The sequence below is a fragment of the Rhodovulum marinum genome (genome assembly GCF_004343075.1).
GTDB classification, from domain to species: Bacteria; Pseudomonadota; Alphaproteobacteria; order Rhodobacterales; family Rhodobacteraceae; genus Rhodovulum; species Rhodovulum marinum.
This window is the reverse complement of record NZ_SLXP01000001.1, coordinates 607,826-628,082: the sequence shown is the minus strand read 5'-3', so window position 1 is coordinate 628,082 and position 20,257 is coordinate 607,826. Positions and strand designations below refer to the sequence as shown.

The following is a 20,257-nucleotide window of genomic DNA, read 5'->3' as shown; positions in this document are numbered from 1 at the left end:
GACCCGATGATCACCCACCAGCTGACCCTCGACGAGATCAACCACGGCTTCGACCTCATGCACGAAGGCAAATCCATCCGATCCGTCGTGGTCTACTAGGGGGCCGCCGGATGGAGGTCGTTTCCCAGAACCGGTGTTTCGACGGGGTGCAGATGGTCTGCACCCACCCGTCGCAGGCCTGCGGGGTGGACATGACCTTTGCGGTCTACCTGCCGCCCCAGGCCGAGGACGGCCCGGTGCCGGTCCTGTGGTACCTGTCGGGGCTGACCTGCACCCATGAAAACGCCATGACCAAGGGCGGGTTCCAGGAACACGCCGCGCGCCACGGGCTGGCGGTGATCTTCCCCGACACCTCGCCCCGCGGCGAGGGCGTCGCCGATGACGAGGCCTATGACCTGGGCCAGGGCGCGGGGTTCTACGTGAACGCCACCCGCGCGCCGTGGGCCGCGCATTTCCGGATGTACGATTACGTCCTGACCGAGCTGCGCGAGCTGGTGCTGGACAAGCTGCCGCTGGCCGATGTGCACGGCATCACCGGCCATTCCATGGGCGGGCACGGCGCGCTGACGCTGGCGCTCCGCAACCCCGACAAGTTCGCGTCCCTGTCGGCCTTCGCGCCGATCGCCAACCCGACCCAGTCGGACTGGGGCCGCAAGCAGCTCAGCGCCTATCTGGGCGACGACGAATCGGCCTGGGCGTGTTACGATGCAAGCCTGCTCTTGCAGGAGCATGGCTGGAAGGACGCGATCCTGATCGACCAGGGCGCGGGCGACCAGTTTCTCGACCTGTTGCGCCCCGAGGCGCTGGCCACGGTGCTGGCGCGGCGGCGCCAGGCCGGGCTGGTGCGGATGCAGCCGGGCTATGACCACAGCTATTACTTCGTCGCGACCTTCGCGGGCGAGCATGTCGACTGGCATGCCGAACGCCTGCACCGGCCGCGCAACTGAGACGGGCAGGGTGGACGGGACGGACAGCGCAAGGGAAACGCGGGCGGGCCGGCCCCTGCAATGACATGATCTAACCGGGATACGTCAGAAGAGGAGGAAACAGAGGATTTTTCGACCGTTTCGCCGGAGGGAGGACAAGAACGTTCCGGCGGCGCGCATGGTCCGGTCTGGCGACCGGCGGGGGACCCGCCCGATGCCCCGGACCCGATAAAGAGACAAGATCTCAAGGGAGATGAGAATGAAGAAGCTGTTTGCCTTAACGTCGACGGTCGCGCTGTGCGCCGGGTCGGCGGCGCTCGCCAATGACGAGCTGATGGAGCTGATGAACGACCCCGGCCAGTGGGTGATCCAGACCGGCAACTACGCCAACCACCGCTATTCGGGCCTCGACCAGATCAACCGCGAAAACGTGGGCGACCTGCAGGTGGCCTGGACCTTCTCGACCGGCGTTCTGCGCGGCCACGAAGGCAGCCCGCTGGTGATCGGCGACACGATGTACGTGCACACCCCGTTCCCGAACATCGTCTACGCGCTGGATCTCAACGATAGCGGCCGGATCAAGTGGAAATACGAGCCGCAGCAGGATGCCAGCGTCATCCCCGTGATGTGCTGCGACACCGTCAACCGCGGCGTGGCCTATGCCAACAACACGATCTTCCTGCACCAGGCCGACACCACCGTGGTGGCGCTGAACGCCGAAACCGGCGAGGTGAAATGGACCGCCGTGAACGGCGACCCGGCGATCGGCGAGACCAACACCGCGACCGTCCTGCCGGTCAAGGACAAGGTCATCGTCGGCATCTCGGGCGGCGAATTCGGCGTGCGCGGCCATGTCACCGCCTATGACATGGAAACCGGCGAACAGGTCTGGCGCGGCTACTCGATGGGCCCCGACAGCGACACGCTGATGGACCCGGAAAACACCACCCACCTGGGCAAGCCGGTGGGCCCCGACTCGGGCACCAACACCTGGGAAGGCGACCAGTGGAAGATCGGCGGCGGCACCACCTGGGGCTGGTATTCCTACGATCCCGAGCTGAACCTGGTGTATTACGGCACCGGGAACCCCTCGACCTGGAACCCGTCCCAGCGTCCGGGCGACAACCGCTGGTCGATGACCATCTTCGCGCGGGATGCCGACACCGGGATGGCCAAGTGGGTCTACCAGATGACGCCCCATGACGAGTGGGACTATGACGGCGTCAACGAGATGATCCTCTCCGACCAGGAAATCGACGGCCAGATGCGCAAGCTTCTGACCCATTTCGACCGGAACGGCCTGGCCTACACGCTGGACCGCGAATCCGGCGAACTTCTGGTGGCCGAGAAATACGACCCCGTCGTGAACTGGACCACCGGCGTCGACATGGACCCGAACTCGGAAACCTATGGCCGCCCGGCCGTGGTCGCCGAGTACTCGACCGCGCAGAACGGCGAGGACGTCAACACCACCGGCGTCTGCCCGGCCGCGCTGGGCACCAAGGACCAGCAGCCCTCGGCCTATTCGCCGCGGACGGAAATGTTCTACGTGCCGACGAACCACGTCTGCATGGATTACGAACCGTTCCGGGTCAGCTACACCGCCGGTCAGCCCTATGTCGGCGCGACGCTGTCGATGTACCCGGCGCCCGACAGCCATGGCGGCATGGGCAACTTCATCGCCTGGGACAACATCAACGGCGAGATCAAGTGGTCGATCCCCGAGCAGTTCTCGGTGTGGTCGGGCGCCCTGGCCACCGCGGGCGACGTCGTGTTCTACGGCACGCTCGAGGGCTTCCTCAAGGCGGTCGATGCCGAGACGGGCGAAGAGCTTTACCGCTTCAAGACCCCGTCCGGGATCATCGGCAATGTGATGTCCTACGAACATGACGGCAAGCAGTATGTCGGCATCCTCTCGGGCGTCGGCGGCTGGGCGGGCATCGGCCTTGCGGCCGGTCTGACCAACCCGAATGACGGTCTGGGCGCCGTGGGCGGCTATGCCGCGCTCAGCGACTACACCGCGCTGGGCGGCCAGCTGACCGTGTTCAAGCTGCCCGACTGATCGGGGGCCGACACGCTGACACTCGGGTTGGCACGGGGGCGCAGGCATCTGCCCCGTGCCAACCCACCCGAAGACAGGGAGGAACGATGAAAAGACTGGGACACGCGCTGATCTTCGGCGCCGTGGCGGGGCTGGCGGGTGCCGGCGGCGCCACCGAGAACAGGGACCTGCCGGGCGACGGCCCGGCCGCCTACAGCGAGGACGGGCGCTATTTCACCGAGGACGGCATTCCCACCTATTTCATCGCCGAGGACGGAACGGTCGACTGGCTGACCTTTTCCGGGTTCCGGCGCTACCACGCGGAATGCCACGTCTGCCACGGCCCCGACGGCATGGGCTCGACCTATGCCCCGCCGCTCAAGGACGCGGTCGAGCGGATGGACTACTACGACTTCGTCTATACCGTGTCGAACGGCATCCAGAACGTCGACACCACGCACCAGAACGTCATGCCCACCTTCGGGCAGAACAAGAACGTGATGTGCTATATCGACGACATCTACGTTTACCTTAAGGCGCGCGGCGATGGCGCGCTGGCCCGCGGCCGCCCGGCCAAGAAAGAAGCCAAGGCGGATGCAATTCGAGAGTTCGAAGATGAATGCATGGCAGGCGGCTAAACGCCTTGTCGCGGGCACGATCGGCGCGGCCCTGCTCTCCTCCCAGGCAGGTGTCGGGCTGGCGCAAACCTCGGACCTGGTCTCCAGGACCGCGTTCAGGGTTTGCGCCGATCCCGCGAACTATCCGATGTCGGCCGAGGACGGGTCCGGCTATGAAAACAAGCTGGCCGAACTGATCGCCGCCAGGCTGGAATTGCCGGTCGAATACACCTGGTACCCGATGGCCACCGGCTTCGTGCGCAACACGCTGGGCGCGAACCGCTGCGACGTGGTGATGGGCTATGCCCAGGGCCATGAACTGGTGCTGAACACCAACCATTACTTCACCTCGGCCTATGTGCTGATCGTGCCCGCCGACGGCCCGCTTGCCGGGGTGACGACGCTGTCCGACCCCGCGCTTCAGGGCACCACGCTGGGCATCGTCGCGGGCAGCCCGCCGGCCACGCATCTGGCGCGCAACGGGCTGATCGGCAAGGCGCGGCCCTACAACCTGATGGTCGACCGCCGCTACGAATCCCCCGCCCCCGACATGCTGGCCGCGCTGGACGCGGGCCAGATCGACGGCGCGATCCTGTGGGGACCGATCGGCGGGCCGCTGGTCAAGGACGGCTACCCCGGTTTCAAGGTGATCCCGCTGATCCGCGAGGAATTTCCGCCGCGCCTGTTCTTCCGCATCACCATGGGCGTGCGCCAGGGCGAAAAGGTCTGGCAGCGCAAGCTGAATTCGCTGATCCGCCGCAACCAGGCCGAAATCGACGCGATCCTGACCGAGGCCGGCGTGCCATTGTTGAACGACATGGGCACCGAGGTCCTGGTCCCCGGCCAATGATCCGCGCGGCGGCCCTTGCGATCCTGCTGGGGCTGCCGGCGGCCGGGCTGGCCCAGGTGGCCGAGCCCGACACCTACCGCACCGACCACTACCGCGAACCGGTCCCCGGCACGCTGACCGGGGGCACGGTGGTGGACGCGGAACAGGCGCACGCGCTGTGGCAGTCGGGCGAGGTGGCTTTCGTCGACGTGCTGCCCCGCGCGCCCAAACCCCCGAACCTGCCCGCGGGCACGATCTGGCGCGACAAGCCGCGCTTTTCCATCCCCGGGGCGATCTGGCTGCCCAATGTCGGCTATGGCGAGATCGCCGAGGCCACCCACGCCTATTTCCGCGCCGGCCTGAACCGCGTCACCGGCGGCGACCCCGCGCACCCGGTGCTGTTCTTCTGCCTCGCCGATTGCTGGATGAGCTGGAACGCCGCCAAGCGCGCCCTCGAATACGGTTACACCACCGTCTACTGGTTCCCCGACGGCACCGACGGCTGGACCTTTCTCGACTACCCCGTCGAACGGCTGGCGGCCGAACCCGGCGAACCCGTCGCTCAGTAACCGGGGAAGGTCCGTTCGGCATGGGTCACCGTGCCGTCCGTATCGGTCATGGTCACGCCGACCGACCGCGTGCTGCCCGGCGCCGACAGGCTGATCCGCGGGTTCTCGCTCAGCGAGATGCTCCCCGTCACCTCGGCATAGGGCGCGCCGTCCAGTTCGACCTCCAGCGTTTCGACATAGCGCATCGGGATGAACAGCAGGGTGATCTGGTCCTTCTGCAACCCCGACAGGCTGGGATGCTGGATATCCACGTCCACCCGCGCCTCGCGATGGGCCAGCGCGCCCAGCCGCGCCGCCGCCCCGCCGCCCCCGGCCAGCGGCGCCATCTCGATGGTCATCTGGCCCAGCGTCGCCAGCGCGGCCTCGGCGTCGGTGCCCGGCGGCGCCGCGCACGCGCCCTGGCCGCTGGTCTTGACAAAGGCCTCGGCCACCCAGGCCTGCCCGTCCGTCGTCTCGGCCACGACATGCATCGGCGTCGGCCCGTTGAACCGCAGCGTCAGTTCGAAAAACAACGCGGGCAGCGGTTCGGCCAGCGCGATCACGGCCGAAACCGGCATCGGGTTTTCATCCAGGATCACCGTCACCTTGTCCACCAGCCGCCCCTCGGGGCCGCGCACCCTTATGCCGATGGGCGTGCGCGCGTCGTTATCGGTGCGGTAGGGGCTGGAAATCGCGATATCGGCGCCCGCGGGCACCAGGTCGCGCTCCCCGAAGATCATCGGTTTCAACTCGTCCCAGGCGGTCAGGGCGGCGGCGGGTCCGCCCGCCAGCATCAGCGCCAGCGTCAGGCAAAGGGTGCGGCGGCGCATGGGCTAGTCTCCTTGTTTCGCGATGAACCGGCCAAAGGCGCGCGGCCCGTCGCCGGTGGCGATCTCGCCTGTGACGACCAGCCGGTCGGAATCGATCAGGCTGACCGTGTTCGAGAACCAGTTTGCCACGACAACGGTGCCCCCGTCCCCCGTGGCGTCGATCCCCTCGGGGTATTCGCCCACCGCGATCTCGGCCACGGGGGCCAGCGTGGCCAGGTCGATCACGCTGACCGTGTCGGCATACTGGTTGCTGACGAACGCGCGGCCCCGGGCAAAGGCCACGCCATAGGGCCGCTCGCCCACCGGCACCGTGGCCAGGACCCGCCCGCTGGCCGGGTCCAGAACGCTTACGTCGTTCGACCCGACATTGCCCACGAACAACCGCCCATCGGGCGCGAACCCCAGGCCAAAGGGCCGCGTGCCCACGGCCACCGCCCGGGGCGCGCCCAGCGTTTCCAGGTCGAACACCGACACCCGGTCGGCCTCCTTGTCGGCCGAGACCAGCCAGCGCCCGTCCGGCGAAACGGCCAGCCCCGCGGGCGCCGCGCCGGTCTCCAGCGTGCCGGTCACTTCCATCGCCCCGGCGTCGATCACCCAAAGCCGCGCGTTGTACCAGTCCGACACGAAAATCCGCCCGCGCGCGGCGTCATGGGCGATCCCGATCGGCCCGCCGTCAAGGTTCACGCGCCCCGTCTCGGCCCCCGCGGCATCGAAGCGGCGCACCGTCTTGCTGTCGGGCGAGACGGTGAAAAACCCCTCCGCCCCCGCCACCACGCCCGCGGGTTTGCCGGGAACGGGGATGCGCGCGCGTTCCATCCCCGCGCCCAGGTCGAGGATCGACACCTCGTCGCTGTTCTGGTTCGTCACATAGGCCACGTCCCCCGCCGCCCCGCCGGCGGCCAGGGCACAGGCCAACCCGAGGGCCAGCGCCTCAGGGCGCACCGAACCGGTCGACCAACGCATCCAGCCCCGCCTGGTAGACCGCCGTCACGGCGGCGATGGCGGCCTCGTCGTTCAACTCGGGGGGCGGGTCGTTGTTCGGATAGCCGCGATAGAACGCCCCGCGCCATTCCACCAGCGACCCGCCGCCCTCGCGCGGCTTGACCGTCAGGTGCGACGAGTAGTTCGTCACCGGAAGCACCTCTACCGCGACCTCGGTGATGCGGTAGGAATAGGTCATCTTGTCGGCATCGTACTTGTAAAGCACTTCCGCAATCGTCGGCCCGCCGGCCTCGCCCACGGTCAGAACGCGGGTCGCGTCGATTTCGTTGCCGCCCGCGCCGCTGGTCGCATGCACGGCCGGGTGCCAGCCGAAATCCTGGAAATTCCCGATCGCCGCCCAGACCTCGGCCGGCTCCGCCGCGAGTTCGGTCGTGACCGTCACCTTCTGCCGCGTCGGCCCATGGGCCAGCGCCATCGCGGGCAACAGGGCCACCAGCCCCGCCAGCGCCGCGCGTCGTCCCATTCTCATCAAGGCGTCCTCCCTCACTCGTCGAAGAAATGGTGTCTCAGGATGTGGCGCCCGCCCCGCGTCCCGAGCGGCGGACGGAAATGTCATCCCGCCAGACTAGACCCGCAGCCCCCGCTCGCAATGCGCCTTAAGTATCGGTTTCCCATTGCGACCCATGTCTGGCACTCTTCCCCGGCGTCCCGAAAAAGGCGCAAGGGAGGACCAGCATGATCCGCGCTCTGTGCCTGCTTGTTGCGGGCGCTCTGCTCATTCTGTCGGCGGGCGGCGCCGCGGCCGTCGAGGTGCGCGCCGCCGTGCTGCGCGTCGATTACCCCCGCCTTGCCCCGATCTCGCGCTATGACCTCGTGCCCGAGGACATGGGCCTTGCCGGTGCCACCCTCGCCGACGAGGACAACGCGACCACCGGCCGCTTCCTGGGCCATACCTACACCACCACCGCCGTGACCACCGACGCGGAAGGGGCCGAGGCCGCGCTTGACGCGCTTCTGGCCGACGGCATCCGCCTGATCGTCGTGCTGGCCGAGGCCGGGGATGTCCTGCGGCTGGCCGACCGCGCGGGGCCGGACGTTCTGCTGTTCAACGCGGGCGCGCGCGACACGGGCCTGCGCGATGCCGAATGCCGCGCCAACCTGCTGCACATCGCGCCCAGCGAGGCGATGCTGGCCGACGCCGTCGCGCAATTCGCGATCTGGAAGAAATGGCCGCGCTGGGCGCTGATCCACGGTTCCAACCCCGCCGACCTCGCCCGTGCCGAGGCCTATCGCAAGGCCGCCGCCAAGTTCGGCGCGAAGATCGTGGAAGAACGCGAATTCGAGGATACCGGCGGCTCGCGCCGCACCGATACCGGGCACGTGCTGGTGCAGCGCCAGTTGCCCGTTTTCACCCAGGACATGAAGGACCACGACCTGGTGATCGCGGCCGACGCCTCTGACGTCTTCGCCCCCTACCTGCCGTTCCACCTGTGGGATCCCCGCCCGGTGATGGGCGCCGCGGGCCTGCGCCCGGTCAGTTTCCACGCCGCGACCGAGGCCTGGGGCGCCACCCAGTTCCAGCGCCGGTTCGAGGCGCTCACGGGCCGTTACGTCCGCGAAGAGGATTACCAGGTCTGGCTGGCGCTCCGCGTGATCGGCGAGGCCGTGACCCGCACCGGCGCGGCCGACCCGGCCACCCTGCGGGCCTATGCGCTGGGCGACGACTTCGAACTGGCCGCGTTCAAGGGTCTGGCGGTGACCTTCCGGCCATGGAACGGCCAGCTGCGCCAGCCGATCCTGCTTTTCGATGGCCGGATCAATGTCAGCGTCTCGCCGCAGGACGGCTTCCTGCACCAGCGCTCGCCGCTCGATACGCTGGGCCTCGACGAACCCGAATCCGCCTGCCGGGCCTTCCAGTGACAGGAGAAAGCGCGATGAAACCCCTGATCCTCGCCGCGGGCCTCGCCCTGGCCGCCACCGGCGCACAGGCCAACAAGGTCTATGTCAGCAACGAAAAGGGCAACACCGTCACCGTGCTCGACAGCACCACCTGGCAGGTGCTGACCGAATTCCCCGCCGGCAACCGCCCCCGCGGCATCACCATGAGCCCCGACGGCAGCCTGCTTTACGTCTGCGCCTCGGATGACGACACGGTGCGGGTGTTCGACGCCGAAACCTATCAGGAACTCTATACCCTGCCCTCCGGCCCCGACCCGGAACTCTTCGTGCTCGATCACAGTGGCAGCCCCCTCTACATCGCCAACGAGGACGACAACCTTGTGACCGTCGTCGATACCGAGGCACACACGGTTCTGGCCGAAATCCCCGTCGGCGTCGAACCCGAGGGGATGGGCATCAGCCCGGACGGCAAGTTCGTGGTCAACACCTCGGAAACCACCAACATGGCGCATTTCATCTCGACCGAGGATTACGAGATCAAGCACAACATCCTGGTCGATCAGCGCCCCCGCTATGCCGAGTTCTCGGCCGACGGGAAAAAGCTGTTCGTGACCTCGGAAATCGGCGGCACGGTCAGCGTGATCGACATCGCCCCGGACGGCACGCCCACGCTGTCCTACAAGGTCTCGTTCGAGGTGCCGGGCGTCCTGCCCGAATGGCTGCAACCCGTGGGCGCCAAGGCGACGTCGGACGGCAAGTGGCTGTTCGTGGCGCTGGGCCCGGCCAACCGCGTGGCGGTGATCGACCAGCAAAGCCACGAGGTGGTCGATTACATCATGGTCGGCCAGCGCGTCTGGCAACTGGCCTTCACCCCCGACGAGAAATACCTGCTGACCACCAACGGCAATTCCAACGACATCACGGTGATCGACGTCGCCGCGCACAAGGCGATCAAGTCGATCCCGGTGGGCCAGCAGCCCTGGGGCGTCGTCGTCGCCCCCGACTGAGACCAGAATTCCGGAAACGCGCGCACCGACCGGGAGGACAACCATGCTGAAAGGACTGGGCGGCGCCATCGCCGCCGCGCTTGCGTTTCTGGCCGCGGGGGCGGCCTGGGCCGCGGATCTGCCGCAAATCCGCGCCGCGGTGCTCAAGATCGGCACCGTCAACTGGGAACTGACCACGATCAAGGAAAACGGGCTGGATGCCAAGCACGGGTTCGACCTGGTCGTGGAACCCTATGCCGATAACGGCGCGACCCGCGTCGCGGTCGAGGGCGGCGTGGCCGACATGTTCGTGTCCGACTGGATCTGGGTCGCGCGCCAGCGCGCGGCGGGCAGGGATTTCGTCGCGATCCCCTATTCGCGCGCCGTGGGCGGGCTGGTGGTGGCCGGCGACAGCCCCGCGCGATCGCTGCCCGATCTCGCAGGCGGCAAGATCGGCATCGCGGGCGGGCCGCTGGACAAAAGCTGGCTGATCCTGCGCGCCTATGCGCAATCGGAATACGGCATGGACCTTGCCGCCCAGACCGAACAGGTCTACGGCGCGCCGCCCCTGATCTTCAAGGCGGGCCTGTCGGGCGAAACCGACGGGGCGATCAACTTCTGGCACTTCCTCGCCAAGATGAAGGCCGCGGGCATGCGCGAACTGGTTTCCGTCACCGACGCCGCCGCCGCGCTGGGCCTCGACCCCGACACGCCGCTGCTCAGCTATGTGCTCAAGGACAGCTTCGTCGCCGAAAACCCCGGCCTGGCGCGCGCCATGTATGCCGCCTCGCGCGAGGCCAAGGCGATCCTCGCCGAAAACGACGCGGCATGGGACGCGATCCGCCCGATCATGAACGCCGCCAGCGACGCCGAGTTCGAACGCCTGCGCGACGATTTCCGCGCGGGCATCCCGGCGCCGGGCAATGTCGACCCCGCCGCCGCCGCCCGCTTCCTCGCCCTGATGGCCGACCTCGGCGGCGCGGACCTTGTCGGCCAGGCCACCACCCTGCCCGGGGGCACCTTCCTGAACGTCGAGTAGGCGCCCCATGACCCGCCTCGGCGTCCCCGCGCTCTCGCTCACCGGCCTCTTGCTCCTCTGGATCGTCGCCGCCGCGCTGACCGCCGATCCGCAGGTGCTGCCCCAGCCGTTTTCGCTGATCGGCCCGTGGCTGGCCGAGATCCGTTCGGGCGCGCTGCCCTATCACCTGGGCCACACGCTGGTCCGGGTGCTCTGGGCCTTCGGGCTGGCGATGACTCTGGGCATGGTGCTGGGCCTGTTGATGGGCCGGTTCGAGGGGCTGAACCGCTGGCTCGACCCGTGGCTGGTGGTGTTCCTGAACCTGCCCGCGCTGGTGCTGATCGTGCTGTGCTACCTGTGGATCGGGTTGAACGAAACCGCGGCCATCGTGGCGGTCACGCTGAACAAGGTGCCCAATGTCACGGTCACGATCCGCGAGGGCGCGCGGGCCTTCTCGCGCGATCTCGATGCCATGGCGCGGGTCTATGGCATGTCGGGCTGGGCGCGGCTGCGCCATGTCCTGCTGCCGCAACTGGCCCCCTTCGTCGCGGCGGCGGCCCGCGGCGGGGTGGCGGTGATCTGGAAGATCGTCCTCGTGGTCGAATTCCTTGGCCGCTCCTCGGGTATCGGGTTCCAGATCCACCTGTATTTCCAATTGTTCGACGTGGGCATGGTGCTGATCTACGCGCTGTCCTTCATCGTCGTGATGCTGGCCGTCGAATGGCTGCTCCTGCAACCCTGGGAACGGCGCGCGCGGCGCTGGCGTGCGGCATGATCCGGGTCGATATCCGCGCCAAGTCCTTCGGCGATACGCCGGTGCTCGGCCCCGTCGCGTTTCAGATCGCGCCGGGCGAGACGGTGGCGATCCTCGGCCCCTCGGGCATCGGCAAGTCCACGCTTCTGCGGATCGTCGCGGGGCTGGACACCGATTACCAGGGCAGCGTCACCCGCCCCGACCGGCTGGCCATGGTGTTCCAGGAACCCACGCTCTTGCCCTGGCGCAGCGCGCTGAAGAACCTGACGCTGGTTCATCGGGGCCTGTCGCGCAACTCCGCGCGGGACATGCTGGCGCGCGTGGGTCTCGCCGACAAGGAAACCGCCTTTCCCGGCCAGTTGTCGCTGGGCCAGCAGCGCCGCCTTGCCCTTGCCCGCGCCTTCGCCGGACAGCCGCAATTCCTGATCATGGACGAACCCTTCGTCTCGCTCGACCCCGCCACCGCGGATGCCATGCTGGCGCTGACCGAACGCCTGATCGCCGAACATCGCCCCGCGACCCTGTTCGTCACCCATGACCGGGCCGAGGCCGACCGGCTGGCCGATCGCGCGCTGGACCTTGCCGGCCGGCCCGCTACCCTCAGCCCGACAAGGTAAAGGCCCATGACCGACCAACCCGCCCTTTGCGTTTCCCATGTCAGCCTGTCCTACGGGCCGAAAAAGGCGCTGGACGACGTGTCTTTCGCGCTGCCCCGCGGCCGGTTCTGCGCGCTGCTGGGGCCCAACGGCGCGGGGAAATCCACGCTGTTCTCGCTGCTCACCCGCCTTCTGGTCACGCGCGAGGGCACGATCCGGGTCGCGGGCCATGACCTTGCGAAAAACCCCCGCGCCGCACTGGCCCGGATCGGCGTGGTGTTCCAGCAACCCACGCTCGACCTCGACATGACCGTGATGCGCAACATGCGCTATTTCGCGGCGCTGCACGGGCTGTCGGGCCGCGCGGCCGCCACCCGCATTGACGCCTCGCTGGACCGGCTGAACATGCGCGAACGCGCCGGTGAAAAGGTCCGCGCGCTGAACGGCGGCCACCGCCGCCGGATGGAGATCGCCCGCGCCCTGGTCCATTCCCCCGAGGTGCTGCTGCTGGACGAACCCACCGTGGGCCTCGACACCGCCGCGCGCCGGTCGATCACCGCCCATGTCCACCAGCTGGCGGGCGAGGGGCTGACCGTGCTTTGGGCCACCCACCTGGTGGACGAGATCGACCCCGCCGACGAGGTCGTGGTGCTGCACCGGGGCCACGTGTTGAAACAGGCCACCGCCGCGGAAATCGCCGGAAACGGCACGCTGATCGACGCCTTCATCGCGATGACCGGCGGCAAGGACGAGGCCGCCGCATGACCGCCTGGCTGGCCGCCCTCTACGCCATCGTCGCGCGCGAGGCGCTGCGCTTCGTCCACAACCGCGGCCGGTTCCTGTCGGCGCTGGTCCGCCCGCTGGTCTGGCTGGTGGTCTTCGCCGCGGGCTTTCGCGCCGCGCTGGGCCTGTCGATCATCCCGCCCTACCAGACCTACATCACCTACGAGGTCTACATCGTCCCGGGTCTCTGCGGCATGATCCAGCTGTTCAACGGCATGCAATCCTCGCTCTCGCTGGTCTACGACCAGGAAATGGGGTCGATGCGGCTGTTGCTGACCTCGCCCCGGCCGCGCTGGTGGCTGTTGTTCTCCAAGCTGATGGCGGGCGTCGCGGTCTCGCTGTTGCAGGTCTACGCGTTTCTCGGCATCGCGGCGCTGTTCGGCATCACCGTGCCCGCGCTGGGCTATCTCTACGTGTTCCCGGCGCTGATCCTCAGCGGGCTGATGCTGGGCGCGCTGGGCCTGTTGATCTCGTCCACCATCAAGCAGCTCGAGAACTTCGCGGGCGTGATGAACTTCGTCATCTTCCCGATGTTCTTCCTGTCCTCGGCGCTCTACCCGCTGTGGAAAATGGCCGAAAGTTCCGACCTCTTGCGCGATATCTGCGCGGTGAACCCCTTTACCCACGCGGTCGAACTGATCCGCTTCTCGCTCTATGGCAGCTTCAATGGCTGGGCGCTGCTTTGGGTGGTGACGGGCACGGTGGCGTTCTTCCTGCTGGCGCTGGTGGGCTATGACCCGGCGCGCGGCCTGATGCGGCGCCGCGGCTAGGGCGGTTGCCCGGAAAACGGGCAAAGGCCGCGAAACCTGCCGCTTTTTCCGCTTTTGCAGGCGCAGCAAAATCCACGCCGCACCGCAGCATTGCGCCATCGCGCCGCGTGGTTAACCGTTCTGGCAGGATTTCCTGCAACCCTTGCAGGATCAACCGACCGACGAGGTTCCCATGATCGAGCTGGTATTCGTCGCCTGCCTTGGCATGGCGCAAGACGCGCAAGGGGCCTGCGAGGAACGCAGCCTCATCTATACCGACATCACGCCCATGACCTGCATGATGGGCGCCCAGCCGGAACTGGCCAAATGGGTGGAAACCCACCCGAACTGGACCGTTTCGCGCTGGAAATGCCGCTACCTGAACACCGCCCAGCGCGAGATCTAGGCCCCCGCACCGCCCCCGCCGCGCGATCCGCCGGCCCGGGCAGGGGTGCAACATCTGCCGGTCAATTCCGCGCGTGCCTTGTTCGCCGGTTCCGCCCGCTCTACATGCGGTTCCATGAAACGATGGCTTCCCTTCGTCAAGGCGGACCCGCTGGTCGCCGTCCTGCGCCTGTCCGGCCCCATCGCCGCCAGCGCGCGCGGCGGGGCCAGCCTGTCGGATGCCGGCCTCGCCCCCCTGATCGAACGCGCCTTTCGCAAGGGCAAACCCGCCGCCGTGGCGCTGGCCGTCAATTCCCCCGGCGGCTCGCCCGCGCAAAGCGCCCTGATCGGCGCGCGCATCCGGCGCCTGGCCGAGGACCACAAGGTGCCCGTCTTCGCCTTCGTCGAGGATGTCGCCGCCTCGGGCGGCTACTGGCTGGCCTGTGCGGCGGACGAGATCTTCGTCGACCGCTCGTCCATCGTCGGATCCATCGGCGTGATCTACGCGGGCTTCGGCTTTCCCGACCTCATCGCGCGCTATGGCGTCGAACGGCGCGTGCATGCCGCCGGCGAAAGCAAAAGCTTCCTCGACCCGTTCCAGCCCGAGAAACCCGAGGACGTGGACCGTCTGATGCAGCTTCAGACCCCGATCCACGAGGCGTTCAAGGCCCATGTCCGCGCCCGCCGCGGCGACCGCCTGACCACCGAGGACGGGCTGTTCACCGGCGATGTCTGGGTCGGCGAACAGGCGGTGGAGCGTGGCCTGGCCGACGGTATCGGCCACCTGGTCCCGGTGATGAAGGACCGCTTCGGCGACAAGGTGAAATTCGCGCTGCACAGCCCGCGCAAGGGGCTGTTGTCGCGGCTCGGCGCGCCGTCGGTGGCCGGCGTGCTGGACGAGTTGGAGGCGCGCGCACACTGGGCGCGCTATGGTCTGTAGCGCATGATTCTCAAGATCGTCACCCTGTTCCTGATCGGCATGGCCGTGCTTGCCATGTTCGGCCGTCTGCGCCTGCCGGGGCCGGGCGGGCGCAAGATCACCTTTGGCCGCGCCAAACCCGCCAAATGCCCCCAGTGCGGGCGCCACCGGATCGGCAGCGGACGCTGCCCCTGCGGAAAGGGCTGACCCGCGATGACCGCTGATCTGCTTTACGCCGGGCTGGGCCTCGCGATCCTGCTGCTTGCGGGCGACAGCCTGGTCAAGGGCGCGGTGAACCTGTCGCTGCGCCTGGGCGTGCCCGCGCTGATCGTCAGCCTGACCATCGTCGCCTTCGGCACCTCGGCGCCGGAACTGCTGATCTCGATCAAGGCGGTGCTGGACAATTCGCCGGGCATCGCGCTGGGCAACGTGGTCGGCTCGAACACCGCGAACGTGCTCTTGGTGCTGGGGGTGCCCGCGCTGATGGTGGGGCTCAAGACCGCCGAATGCGACACCCGGCGCACCTTCGTTCTGATGCTGGGCTCGACCGCGTTCTTCCTGTTCACCTGCCTGATCGGGCCGATCACCTGGGTTCACGGGATGGGGCTGTTGCTGGCGCTGGGCTTCGTGCTGCTCGACGCCTTCATGACCGCGCGCATCCATCGCCGCGAGAATGGCGAACGCGCCGCCGCGGCCCTGGCCGCCGGCGAGATCGAGGAGATCGAGGGCGCCGATCCCAGCCTGTCCTGGCCCAAGATCGCGGTGTTCCTGGTGCTCGGCCTCTTGGGCCTGCCGCTGGGCGCGGACCTTCTGGTCGACAGCTCGATCAACATCGCGCGGGCCATCGGCGTCTCGGAAACCGTGATCGGGCTGACGCTGGTCGCCATCGGCACCTCGCTGCCGGAACTGGCCACCACGGTCATGGCCGCGCTGCGCCGGCAGGCCGACGTGGCGCTGGGCAACGTGATCGGGTCGAACATGTTCAACCTGCTGGCCATCGTGGGCGTGGCCAGTTTCTTCGGCACGATCCCGGTCCCGCCCGAGATGCTGCGCTTCGACATCTGGGTGATGGCGGCGGCCTCGGTCCTGCTGACGCCCTTCGTGTTCCGCGGCTGGCCGCTGAACCGGGCCTGGGGCATCGGCTTCGTTCTGATCTACGTTCTTTATCTGGTAATGGTGCTGACATGACCGAACGCGCGCTGGTGACCGGGGGCGCAAGGCGGCTGGGCCGCGCGATGGCCCTTCATCTGGCCGAGCGGGGCTTTGACGTGGCCGTGCATTACGCCGGCAGCGCCGAGGCCGCCGAGGAAACCTGCGCCCAGATCCGTGTCCATGGCCAGCATGCCGTCGCGCTTCAGGCCGACCTGCTGGACGAGGACGCGGCCTCGGGCCTCGTGCCCCGCGCGGCCGCGGCGCTGGGCGGCCCGCTCACGGTGCTGGTCAACAACGCCTCGATCTTTGAATACGACACGATCCACACCGCCACCCGCGACAGCTGGGACCGGCATATCGGCTCGAACCTGCGCGCGCCCTTCCTGCTGACCCAGGCCTTTGCCCACCAGGCCCCCGACCACACCCATTGCGAGGGGGGCGAGCCGCTGGCCACCGGCCTTGTCATCAACATGATCGACCAGCGCGTGCTGAAACCCACGCCCGAATTCATGACCTACACCATCGCCAAGATGGGGCTGTGGGCGTTCACCCGCACCGCCGCCCAGGCGCTGGCCCCCGCGATCCGGGTCAACGCCATCGGGCCGGGGCCCACGCTTCGGGGCGGGCGCCAGTCCGAGGATCACTTCGCCCGCCAGCGTGCCGCGACCATCCTGCGCCGCGGCGCCAACCCCACCGAGATCTGCGCCGCGCTGGACTATTTCCTCGACGCCGCGTCGGTCACCGGCCAGCTGCTGTGCATCGACGGCGGCCAGCACCTGGCCTGGCAAACCCCCGATGTCCTGGGGGTCGAGTAGGGGCCTGCGGTTGCAGCCCGCGTTAACTTTTCCACCTCTCCAGATCCGGTTCATAATTTCGTCACGATTTCTTTAGAAATATCAACAATTTGCCAGTCTGCCGAATTTTATGTAATGAAAACAGGGACTTGAAATTTCGATCAAAAAATGTGCAAACCGGGGAACGGGTCGGAAAAACAATGGAAAAACCCGCACGCCCACGGGTTATGCTCAACCTTATCCACAGAAGTCGTGGACATGTTTGCCCTTGAACCCGCACGGGCCGCAGTGCAGCCAAGCCAAGGAATCACGATCTGGCCGAGATGACGACATCCGACACCCCGGCAGACGCCGCGCCCCGCCCCCGGGGCCATGCCTGCGTCCAGTCCTACCTGGGCACGCTCGACAATTCGCCGGGCGTCTACCGCATGCTCGATGCCGAAAGCCGGGTGCTTTACGTCGGCAAGGCCAAAAGCCTGAAGAAACGGGTGGCGAACTACGCCAAGCCGTCGGGCCATTCCCCCCGCATCGCGCGGATGATTTCCGAAACCGCCTCGATGATGTTCCTGACCACGCGCACCGAAACCGAGGCGCTGCTGCTGGAACAGAACCTCATCAAGCAGTTGAAGCCGCGCTACAACGTGCTTTTGCGCGATGACAAAAGCTTTCCGAACATCCTGATCCCCAAGGATCACCCGTTCCCCCAGATCACCAAGCATCGCGGCGCCAAGACCCGCAAGGGCGCCTATTTCGGCCCCTTCGCGTCGGCGGGCGCGGTGAACCGCACGCTGAACCAGCTGCAAAAGGTGTTCCTGCTGCGCAACTGTTCCGATTCCGTGTTCGACAGCCGCACGCGCCCCTGCCTTCTGTACCAGATCAAGCGGTGCAGCGCGCCCTGTGTCGGCCGGATCAGCGCGGCCGATTACGCGGCCTCCGTGCGCGATGCCGAACGCTTCCTGCAGGGCAAATCCACCGGCGTCCAAGAGGCCCTTGCCGCCGAGATGGAGGCCGCCTCCGAGGCGCTGGAATTCGAACGCGCCGCGGCACTTCGCGACCGCATCCGCGCGTTGACACAGGTGCAGTCGGTGCAGGGCATCAACCCCCGCGGCGTGGCCGAGGCCGACGTCGTCGCACTCCACATGGAGGGGGGGCAGGCCTGCGTGCAGGTGTTTTTCATCCGGGCGAACCAGAACTGGGGCAACCGCGACTACTACCCGAAAACCGGCTCGGGCGCCGAGGCGGCCGAGGTGCTGCGCGGCTTTCTGGGCCAGTTCTACGACAACAAGGAACCGCCCCGGCTGATCCTGCTGTCCGACGATATCGAGGATCGCGACCTCTTGGCCCAGGCCCTGTCCGACCGCGCCGGCCACAAGGTCGAGATCGCCGTGCCCCAGCGTGGCGAAAAGGTCGACCTTGTCGCCGGCGCCGCCCGCAACGCGCGCGAAAGCCTGGGCCGCCGGATGGCCGAAAGCGCCGCGCAGACCAAGCTTCTGGCCGGGTTAGCCCAGGCCTTCGATCTGGATGGCCCGCCCAAACGGGTGGAAATCTACGACAACTCGCATATCCAGGGCACCAACGCGGTCGGCGCGATGGTGGTGGCCGGCCCCGAGGGCTTCGTCAAAAGCCAGTACCGCAAGTTCAACATCAAGGGCGACAGCCTGACGCCGGGCGACGATTTCGGCATGATGAAAGAGGTTCTGACCCGCCGCTTTCAGCGCCTCTTGAAGGAGGATCCCGACCGCCAGGGCGAAACCTGGCCCGACCTGCTGCTGATCGACGGCGGCGCCGGGCAGGTGTCCGCGGTGGCGGGCATCATGGGCGATCTGGGCGTCGAGGACATCCCCATCGTCGGCGTGGCCAAGGGCATCGACCGCGACGCGGGGAAAGAGGAATTCCACCGCCCCGGCCTGCGCCCCTTCGCCCTTCAGCGCAACGACCCGGTCCTCTATTTCATCCAGCGCCTGCGCGACGAGGCGCACCGCTTCGCCATCGGCACCCACCGCGCGAAACGCGCCAAGGCCGTGGGCGCGACGCCATTGGACGAGATCCCAGGCGTCGGCGCCACCCGCAAGCGCGCCCTTCTGACCCATTTCGGCAGCGCCAAGGCCGTGTCGCGCGCGGGGCTGGCCGATCTCAAGGCCGTGGACGGCATTTCCGACAGCCTTGCGGAAACCATCTACGGCTTCTTCCATGAGCGCGGCTGACAGGGTAAGGAGCGATCCATGAGGTGGACCCTGCCCAATATCCTGTCCATTCTGCGACTCGTCGCGGCGCCCTTTTTCCCGGCGATCTACGTGCTGTGGGAGGGGGCGCTGGCGGGGGGAATCGCGCTGGCGGTGTTCGTCGGCGCCTCGGCCACCGACTGGGTCGACGGCTATGTCGCGCGCCGCTGGAACCAGACCAGCCGCTTCGGCGCGATGGTCGACCCGATCGCCGACAAGGCCATGGTGCTGATCGCGCTTCTGGTCGTCGTGGCGCAATTCGGCCTGGCCCCGGTGATGACGCTGGCCGCCGGCGTCATCGTCTTCCGCGAGGTGTTCGTTTCCGGCCTGCGCGAATTCCTGGGCGCGCAGGCGGGCCAGCTCAAGGTCACGAAACTGGCCAAGTGGAAGACCACCGTCCAGATGGTGGCGATCTCGGTGCTGATCGGGCACGGGCTGGTGGCCCAGCCCGCCGTCGAACTGCTGGGCACCGCGCTGCTGGTGCTCGCCGCGGCGCTGACCCTTGTGACCGGGGCGGATTACTTCGCCAAGGCCTGGCCCTATCTCCGCGAGGAGGGACAGCCATGATCGACGTGCTGTACTTCGCCTGGGTGCGCGAACGCATCGGCCTGCCGAAGGAACGGGTCGACACCTCGGCCGCCACGGTCGCCGAGCTGGTCGCGGAATTGAAGGCCCGCGAAGACCGCTATGCCGCGGCCTTCGCCGATATCTCGGCGCTGCGCGTGGCCGTCGACCAGGAACTGGCCGATTTCGACGCGCCCCTTGCCGGCGTGCGCGAGGTGGCGTTCTTCCCGCCGATGACCGGGGGCTAGGCGATGCGCGTGCGCGTCCAGGCCGAGCCCTTCGATTACGGCGCCGAATGCGGCGCCTTCGCGGCGGGGCGGCGGGATGCGGGCGCGGTCGTGACCTTTGCCGGGATCGTGCGCGACGATGGCGGGCTGGCCCGGCTGGAACTGGAACACTACCCCGGCATGACCGAACGCGCGCTGCGGAAGATCGCCGACGAGGCGACCCGCCGCTGGGCGCTCAGGGATTGCCTGGTGATCCACCGCTACGGCCCCATGGTGCCCGGCGACACCATCATGATGGTCGCCACCGCCGCCCCCCACCGCGCCGACGCCTTCGCCGCGGCCGAATTCCTGATGGACTACCTGAAATCCCGCGCGCCGTTCTGGAAAAAGGAATTCGGCGCCGACGGCACGTCCTGGGTCGCCGCAAGGGACGAGGACGAGGCCGCGCTGGGGCGTTGGTCCGGGGCCTGATCCCCC

Annotated in this window: 24 protein-coding genes; 21 read left to right on the top strand and 3 right to left on the bottom strand. The window is 67.8% G+C overall.

The genetic code is table 11. The annotated features are described in order from the left end of the window. Nucleotides 1–110: 110 nt before the first annotated feature. The 5 genes from fghA (at nucleotide 111) to EV662_RS03100 (ending at nucleotide 4,982) form a co-directional block, all read left to right on the top strand. Nucleotides 111–947, top strand: coding sequence for an S-formylglutathione hydrolase (gene fghA, locus EV662_RS03120; protein WP_132460653.1), 837 nt, complete (start codon nucleotides 111–113; stop codon nucleotides 945–947). Nucleotides 948–1,185: 238 nt separating this feature from the next. Further along, nucleotides 1,186–2,988 carry a lanthanide-dependent methanol dehydrogenase XoxF5 gene (gene xoxF5, locus EV662_RS03115; RefSeq protein WP_132460652.1) on the top strand — a complete coding sequence of 601 codons (1,803 nt, stop codon included), beginning with the start codon at nucleotides 1,186–1,188 and terminating at the stop codon, nucleotides 2,986–2,988. An 86-nt stretch (nucleotides 2,989–3,074) separates the two neighbouring features. After that, nucleotides 3,075–3,605 carry a c-type cytochrome, methanol metabolism-related gene (locus EV662_RS03110; protein ID WP_132460651.1) on the top strand — a complete coding sequence of 177 codons (531 nt, stop codon included), beginning with the start codon at nucleotides 3,075–3,077 and terminating at the stop codon, nucleotides 3,603–3,605. Further along, complete coding sequence (locus EV662_RS03105) at nucleotides 3,583–4,434, top strand: substrate-binding domain-containing protein (RefSeq protein ID WP_132460650.1); 852 nt, start codon at nucleotides 3,583–3,585, stop codon at nucleotides 4,432–4,434. Before EV662_RS03110 ends, EV662_RS03105 begins: the two co-directional genes overlap by 23 nt. After that, nucleotides 4,431–4,982: a PQQ-dependent catabolism-associated CXXCW motif protein gene (locus tag EV662_RS03100; RefSeq protein ID WP_132460649.1), complete on the top strand. Its 552-nt coding sequence runs from the start codon at nucleotides 4,431–4,433 to the stop codon at nucleotides 4,980–4,982. Before EV662_RS03105 ends, EV662_RS03100 begins: the two co-directional genes overlap by 4 nt. On the opposite strand, the gene EV662_RS03095 is transcribed toward EV662_RS03100, so the two are convergent. From EV662_RS03095 to EV662_RS03085, 3 genes are read right to left on the bottom strand one after another with little or no spacing between them, the layout of a single operon-like run. Beyond that, on the bottom strand, nucleotides 4,976–5,791 hold the full coding sequence (locus tag EV662_RS03095; RefSeq protein ID WP_132460648.1) for a quinoprotein dehydrogenase-associated SoxYZ-like carrier: 816 nt from the start codon (nucleotides 5,789–5,791) through the stop codon (nucleotides 4,976–4,978). The two genes, EV662_RS03100 and EV662_RS03095, sit on opposite strands and share 7 nt — an antisense overlap. Before the next feature lie 3 nt (nucleotides 5,792–5,794). Next, a complete protein-coding gene (locus EV662_RS03090; protein ID WP_132460647.1) occupies nucleotides 5,795–6,754 on the bottom strand; it encodes a YncE family protein in 960 nt (319 codons plus the stop codon). Next, nucleotides 6,723–7,256, bottom strand: coding sequence for an SRPBCC family protein (locus EV662_RS03085; protein ID WP_132460693.1), 534 nt, complete (start codon nucleotides 7,254–7,256; stop codon nucleotides 6,723–6,725). The genes EV662_RS03090 and EV662_RS03085 overlap by 32 nt, the downstream gene beginning before the upstream one ends. A gap of 212 nt (nucleotides 7,257–7,468) precedes the next feature. Between EV662_RS03085 and EV662_RS03080 the strand changes: the two genes are divergently transcribed. The 16 genes from EV662_RS03080 to EV662_RS03005 all read left to right on the top strand — a co-directional run bounded on the left by EV662_RS03080 (nucleotide 7,469) and on the right by EV662_RS03005 (nucleotide 20,251). Further along, the gene (locus EV662_RS03080) at nucleotides 7,469–8,653 is read left to right on the top strand and encodes an ABC transporter substrate-binding protein (protein WP_132460646.1); all 1,185 of its coding nucleotides are present in this window, start codon (nucleotides 7,469–7,471) and stop codon (nucleotides 8,651–8,653) included. A gap of 14 nt (nucleotides 8,654–8,667) precedes the next feature. Then, nucleotides 8,668–9,639 carry a YVTN family beta-propeller repeat protein gene (locus tag EV662_RS03075; protein WP_132460645.1) on the top strand — a complete coding sequence of 324 codons (972 nt, stop codon included), beginning with the start codon at nucleotides 8,668–8,670 and terminating at the stop codon, nucleotides 9,637–9,639. Nucleotides 9,640–9,682: 43 nt separating this feature from the next. Further along, nucleotides 9,683–10,657, top strand: a complete 975-nt coding sequence (locus EV662_RS03070) for an ABC transporter substrate-binding protein (RefSeq protein WP_132460644.1) — start codon at nucleotides 9,683–9,685, stop codon at nucleotides 10,655–10,657. 7 nt (nucleotides 10,658–10,664) lie between these two features. Further along, nucleotides 10,665–11,411 carry an ABC transporter permease gene (locus tag EV662_RS03065; RefSeq protein ID WP_132460643.1) on the top strand — a complete coding sequence of 249 codons (747 nt, stop codon included), beginning with the start codon at nucleotides 10,665–10,667 and terminating at the stop codon, nucleotides 11,409–11,411. Then, a complete protein-coding gene (locus EV662_RS03060) occupies nucleotides 11,408–12,007 on the top strand; it encodes an ABC transporter ATP-binding protein (protein WP_132460642.1) in 600 nt (199 codons plus the stop codon). The genes EV662_RS03065 and EV662_RS03060 overlap by 4 nt, the downstream gene beginning before the upstream one ends. Nucleotides 12,008–12,013: 6 nt before the next feature. Then, nucleotides 12,014–12,751 carry an ABC transporter ATP-binding protein gene (locus tag EV662_RS03055; protein WP_132460641.1) on the top strand — a complete coding sequence of 246 codons (738 nt, stop codon included), beginning with the start codon at nucleotides 12,014–12,016 and terminating at the stop codon, nucleotides 12,749–12,751. After that, nucleotides 12,748–13,539, top strand: a complete 792-nt coding sequence (locus tag EV662_RS03050) for an ABC transporter permease (protein WP_132460640.1) — start codon at nucleotides 12,748–12,750, stop codon at nucleotides 13,537–13,539. The genes EV662_RS03055 and EV662_RS03050 overlap by 4 nt, the downstream gene beginning before the upstream one ends. Nucleotides 13,540–13,711: 172 nt before the next feature. Beyond that, complete coding sequence (locus EV662_RS03045) at nucleotides 13,712–13,924, top strand: hypothetical protein (protein ID WP_132460639.1); 213 nt, start codon at nucleotides 13,712–13,714, stop codon at nucleotides 13,922–13,924. Nucleotides 13,925–14,038: 114 nt separating this feature from the next. Continuing rightward, nucleotides 14,039–14,842: a S49 family peptidase gene (locus EV662_RS03040; protein WP_132460638.1), complete on the top strand. Its 804-nt coding sequence runs from the start codon at nucleotides 14,039–14,041 to the stop codon at nucleotides 14,840–14,842. A 3-nt stretch (nucleotides 14,843–14,845) separates the two neighbouring features. Then, complete coding sequence (locus EV662_RS03035; protein WP_132460637.1) at nucleotides 14,846–15,028, top strand: hypothetical protein; 183 nt, start codon at nucleotides 14,846–14,848, stop codon at nucleotides 15,026–15,028. 6 nt (nucleotides 15,029–15,034) lie between these two features. Next, nucleotides 15,035–16,009 (top strand): calcium/sodium antiporter, encoded by a 975-nt coding sequence (locus EV662_RS03030; RefSeq protein WP_132460636.1) that lies wholly within the window; start codon nucleotides 15,035–15,037, stop codon nucleotides 16,007–16,009. After that, nucleotides 16,006–16,788 (top strand): SDR family oxidoreductase, encoded by a 783-nt coding sequence (locus EV662_RS03025; protein ID WP_132460635.1) that lies wholly within the window; start codon nucleotides 16,006–16,008, stop codon nucleotides 16,786–16,788. The genes EV662_RS03030 and EV662_RS03025 overlap by 4 nt, the downstream gene beginning before the upstream one ends. 302 nt (nucleotides 16,789–17,090) lie before the next feature. Next, on the top strand, nucleotides 17,091–18,971 hold the full coding sequence (gene uvrC, locus EV662_RS03020; protein ID WP_132460634.1) for an excinuclease ABC subunit UvrC: 1,881 nt from the start codon (nucleotides 17,091–17,093) through the stop codon (nucleotides 18,969–18,971). Between the two features lie 18 nt (nucleotides 18,972–18,989). Next, entirely contained in the window at nucleotides 18,990–19,556 is a 567-nt protein-coding gene (gene pgsA, locus EV662_RS03015) for a CDP-diacylglycerol--glycerol-3-phosphate 3-phosphatidyltransferase (RefSeq protein ID WP_132460633.1), read from the top strand. After that, a complete protein-coding gene (moaD, locus tag EV662_RS03010) occupies nucleotides 19,553–19,801 on the top strand; it encodes a molybdopterin converting factor subunit 1 (RefSeq protein ID WP_132460632.1) in 249 nt (82 codons plus the stop codon). The genes pgsA and moaD overlap by 4 nt, the downstream gene beginning before the upstream one ends. 3 nt (nucleotides 19,802–19,804) lie before the next feature. Next, on the top strand, nucleotides 19,805–20,251 hold the full coding sequence (locus EV662_RS03005) for a molybdenum cofactor biosynthesis protein MoaE (protein WP_132460631.1): 447 nt from the start codon (nucleotides 19,805–19,807) through the stop codon (nucleotides 20,249–20,251). The last annotated feature ends 6 nt before the right edge of the window (nucleotides 20,252–20,257 follow it).

Coding starts and splice junctions, on each gene's coding strand:
- EV662_RS03055 (WP_132460641.1), top strand. CDS start 12,014: ATGACCGACCAACCCGCCCTTTGCGTTTCCCATGTCAGCCTGTCCTAC.
- EV662_RS03090 (WP_132460647.1), bottom strand. CDS start 6,754: ATGCGTTGGTCGACCGGTTCGGTGCGCCCTGAGGCGCTGGCCCTCGGG.
- EV662_RS03110 (WP_132460651.1), top strand. CDS start 3,075: ATGAAAAGACTGGGACACGCGCTGATCTTCGGCGCCGTGGCGGGGCTG.
- EV662_RS03095 (WP_132460648.1), bottom strand. CDS start 5,791: ATGCGCCGCCGCACCCTTTGCCTGACGCTGGCGCTGATGCTGGCGGGC.
- pgsA (WP_132460633.1), top strand. CDS start 18,990: ATGAGGTGGACCCTGCCCAATATCCTGTCCATTCTGCGACTCGTCGCG.
- EV662_RS03065 (WP_132460643.1), top strand. CDS start 10,665: ATGACCCGCCTCGGCGTCCCCGCGCTCTCGCTCACCGGCCTCTTGCTC.
- xoxF5 (WP_132460652.1), top strand. CDS start 1,186: ATGAAGAAGCTGTTTGCCTTAACGTCGACGGTCGCGCTGTGCGCCGGG.
- EV662_RS03070 (WP_132460644.1), top strand. CDS start 9,683: ATGCTGAAAGGACTGGGCGGCGCCATCGCCGCCGCGCTTGCGTTTCTG.
- fghA (WP_132460653.1), top strand. CDS start 111: ATGGAGGTCGTTTCCCAGAACCGGTGTTTCGACGGGGTGCAGATGGTC.
- EV662_RS03105 (WP_132460650.1), top strand. CDS start 3,583: ATGAATGCATGGCAGGCGGCTAAACGCCTTGTCGCGGGCACGATCGGC.
- EV662_RS03100 (WP_132460649.1), top strand. CDS start 4,431: ATGATCCGCGCGGCGGCCCTTGCGATCCTGCTGGGGCTGCCGGCGGCC.
- EV662_RS03030 (WP_132460636.1), top strand. CDS start 15,035: ATGACCGCTGATCTGCTTTACGCCGGGCTGGGCCTCGCGATCCTGCTG.
- uvrC (WP_132460634.1), top strand. CDS start 17,091: ATGACGACATCCGACACCCCGGCAGACGCCGCGCCCCGCCCCCGGGGC.
- EV662_RS03060 (WP_132460642.1), top strand. CDS start 11,408: ATGATCCGGGTCGATATCCGCGCCAAGTCCTTCGGCGATACGCCGGTG.
- EV662_RS03040 (WP_132460638.1), top strand. CDS start 14,039: ATGAAACGATGGCTTCCCTTCGTCAAGGCGGACCCGCTGGTCGCCGTC.
- EV662_RS03050 (WP_132460640.1), top strand. CDS start 12,748: ATGACCGCCTGGCTGGCCGCCCTCTACGCCATCGTCGCGCGCGAGGCG.
- moaD (WP_132460632.1), top strand. CDS start 19,553: ATGATCGACGTGCTGTACTTCGCCTGGGTGCGCGAACGCATCGGCCTG.
- EV662_RS03035 (WP_132460637.1), top strand. CDS start 14,846: ATGATTCTCAAGATCGTCACCCTGTTCCTGATCGGCATGGCCGTGCTT.
- EV662_RS03025 (WP_132460635.1), top strand. CDS start 16,006: ATGACCGAACGCGCGCTGGTGACCGGGGGCGCAAGGCGGCTGGGCCGC.
- EV662_RS03005 (WP_132460631.1), top strand. CDS start 19,805: ATGCGCGTGCGCGTCCAGGCCGAGCCCTTCGATTACGGCGCCGAATGC.
- EV662_RS03075 (WP_132460645.1), top strand. CDS start 8,668: ATGAAACCCCTGATCCTCGCCGCGGGCCTCGCCCTGGCCGCCACCGGC.
- EV662_RS03080 (WP_132460646.1), top strand. CDS start 7,469: ATGATCCGCGCTCTGTGCCTGCTTGTTGCGGGCGCTCTGCTCATTCTG.
- EV662_RS03045 (WP_132460639.1), top strand. CDS start 13,712: ATGATCGAGCTGGTATTCGTCGCCTGCCTTGGCATGGCGCAAGACGCG.
- EV662_RS03085 (WP_132460693.1), bottom strand. CDS start 7,256: ATGGGACGACGCGCGGCGCTGGCGGGGCTGGTGGCCCTGTTGCCCGCG.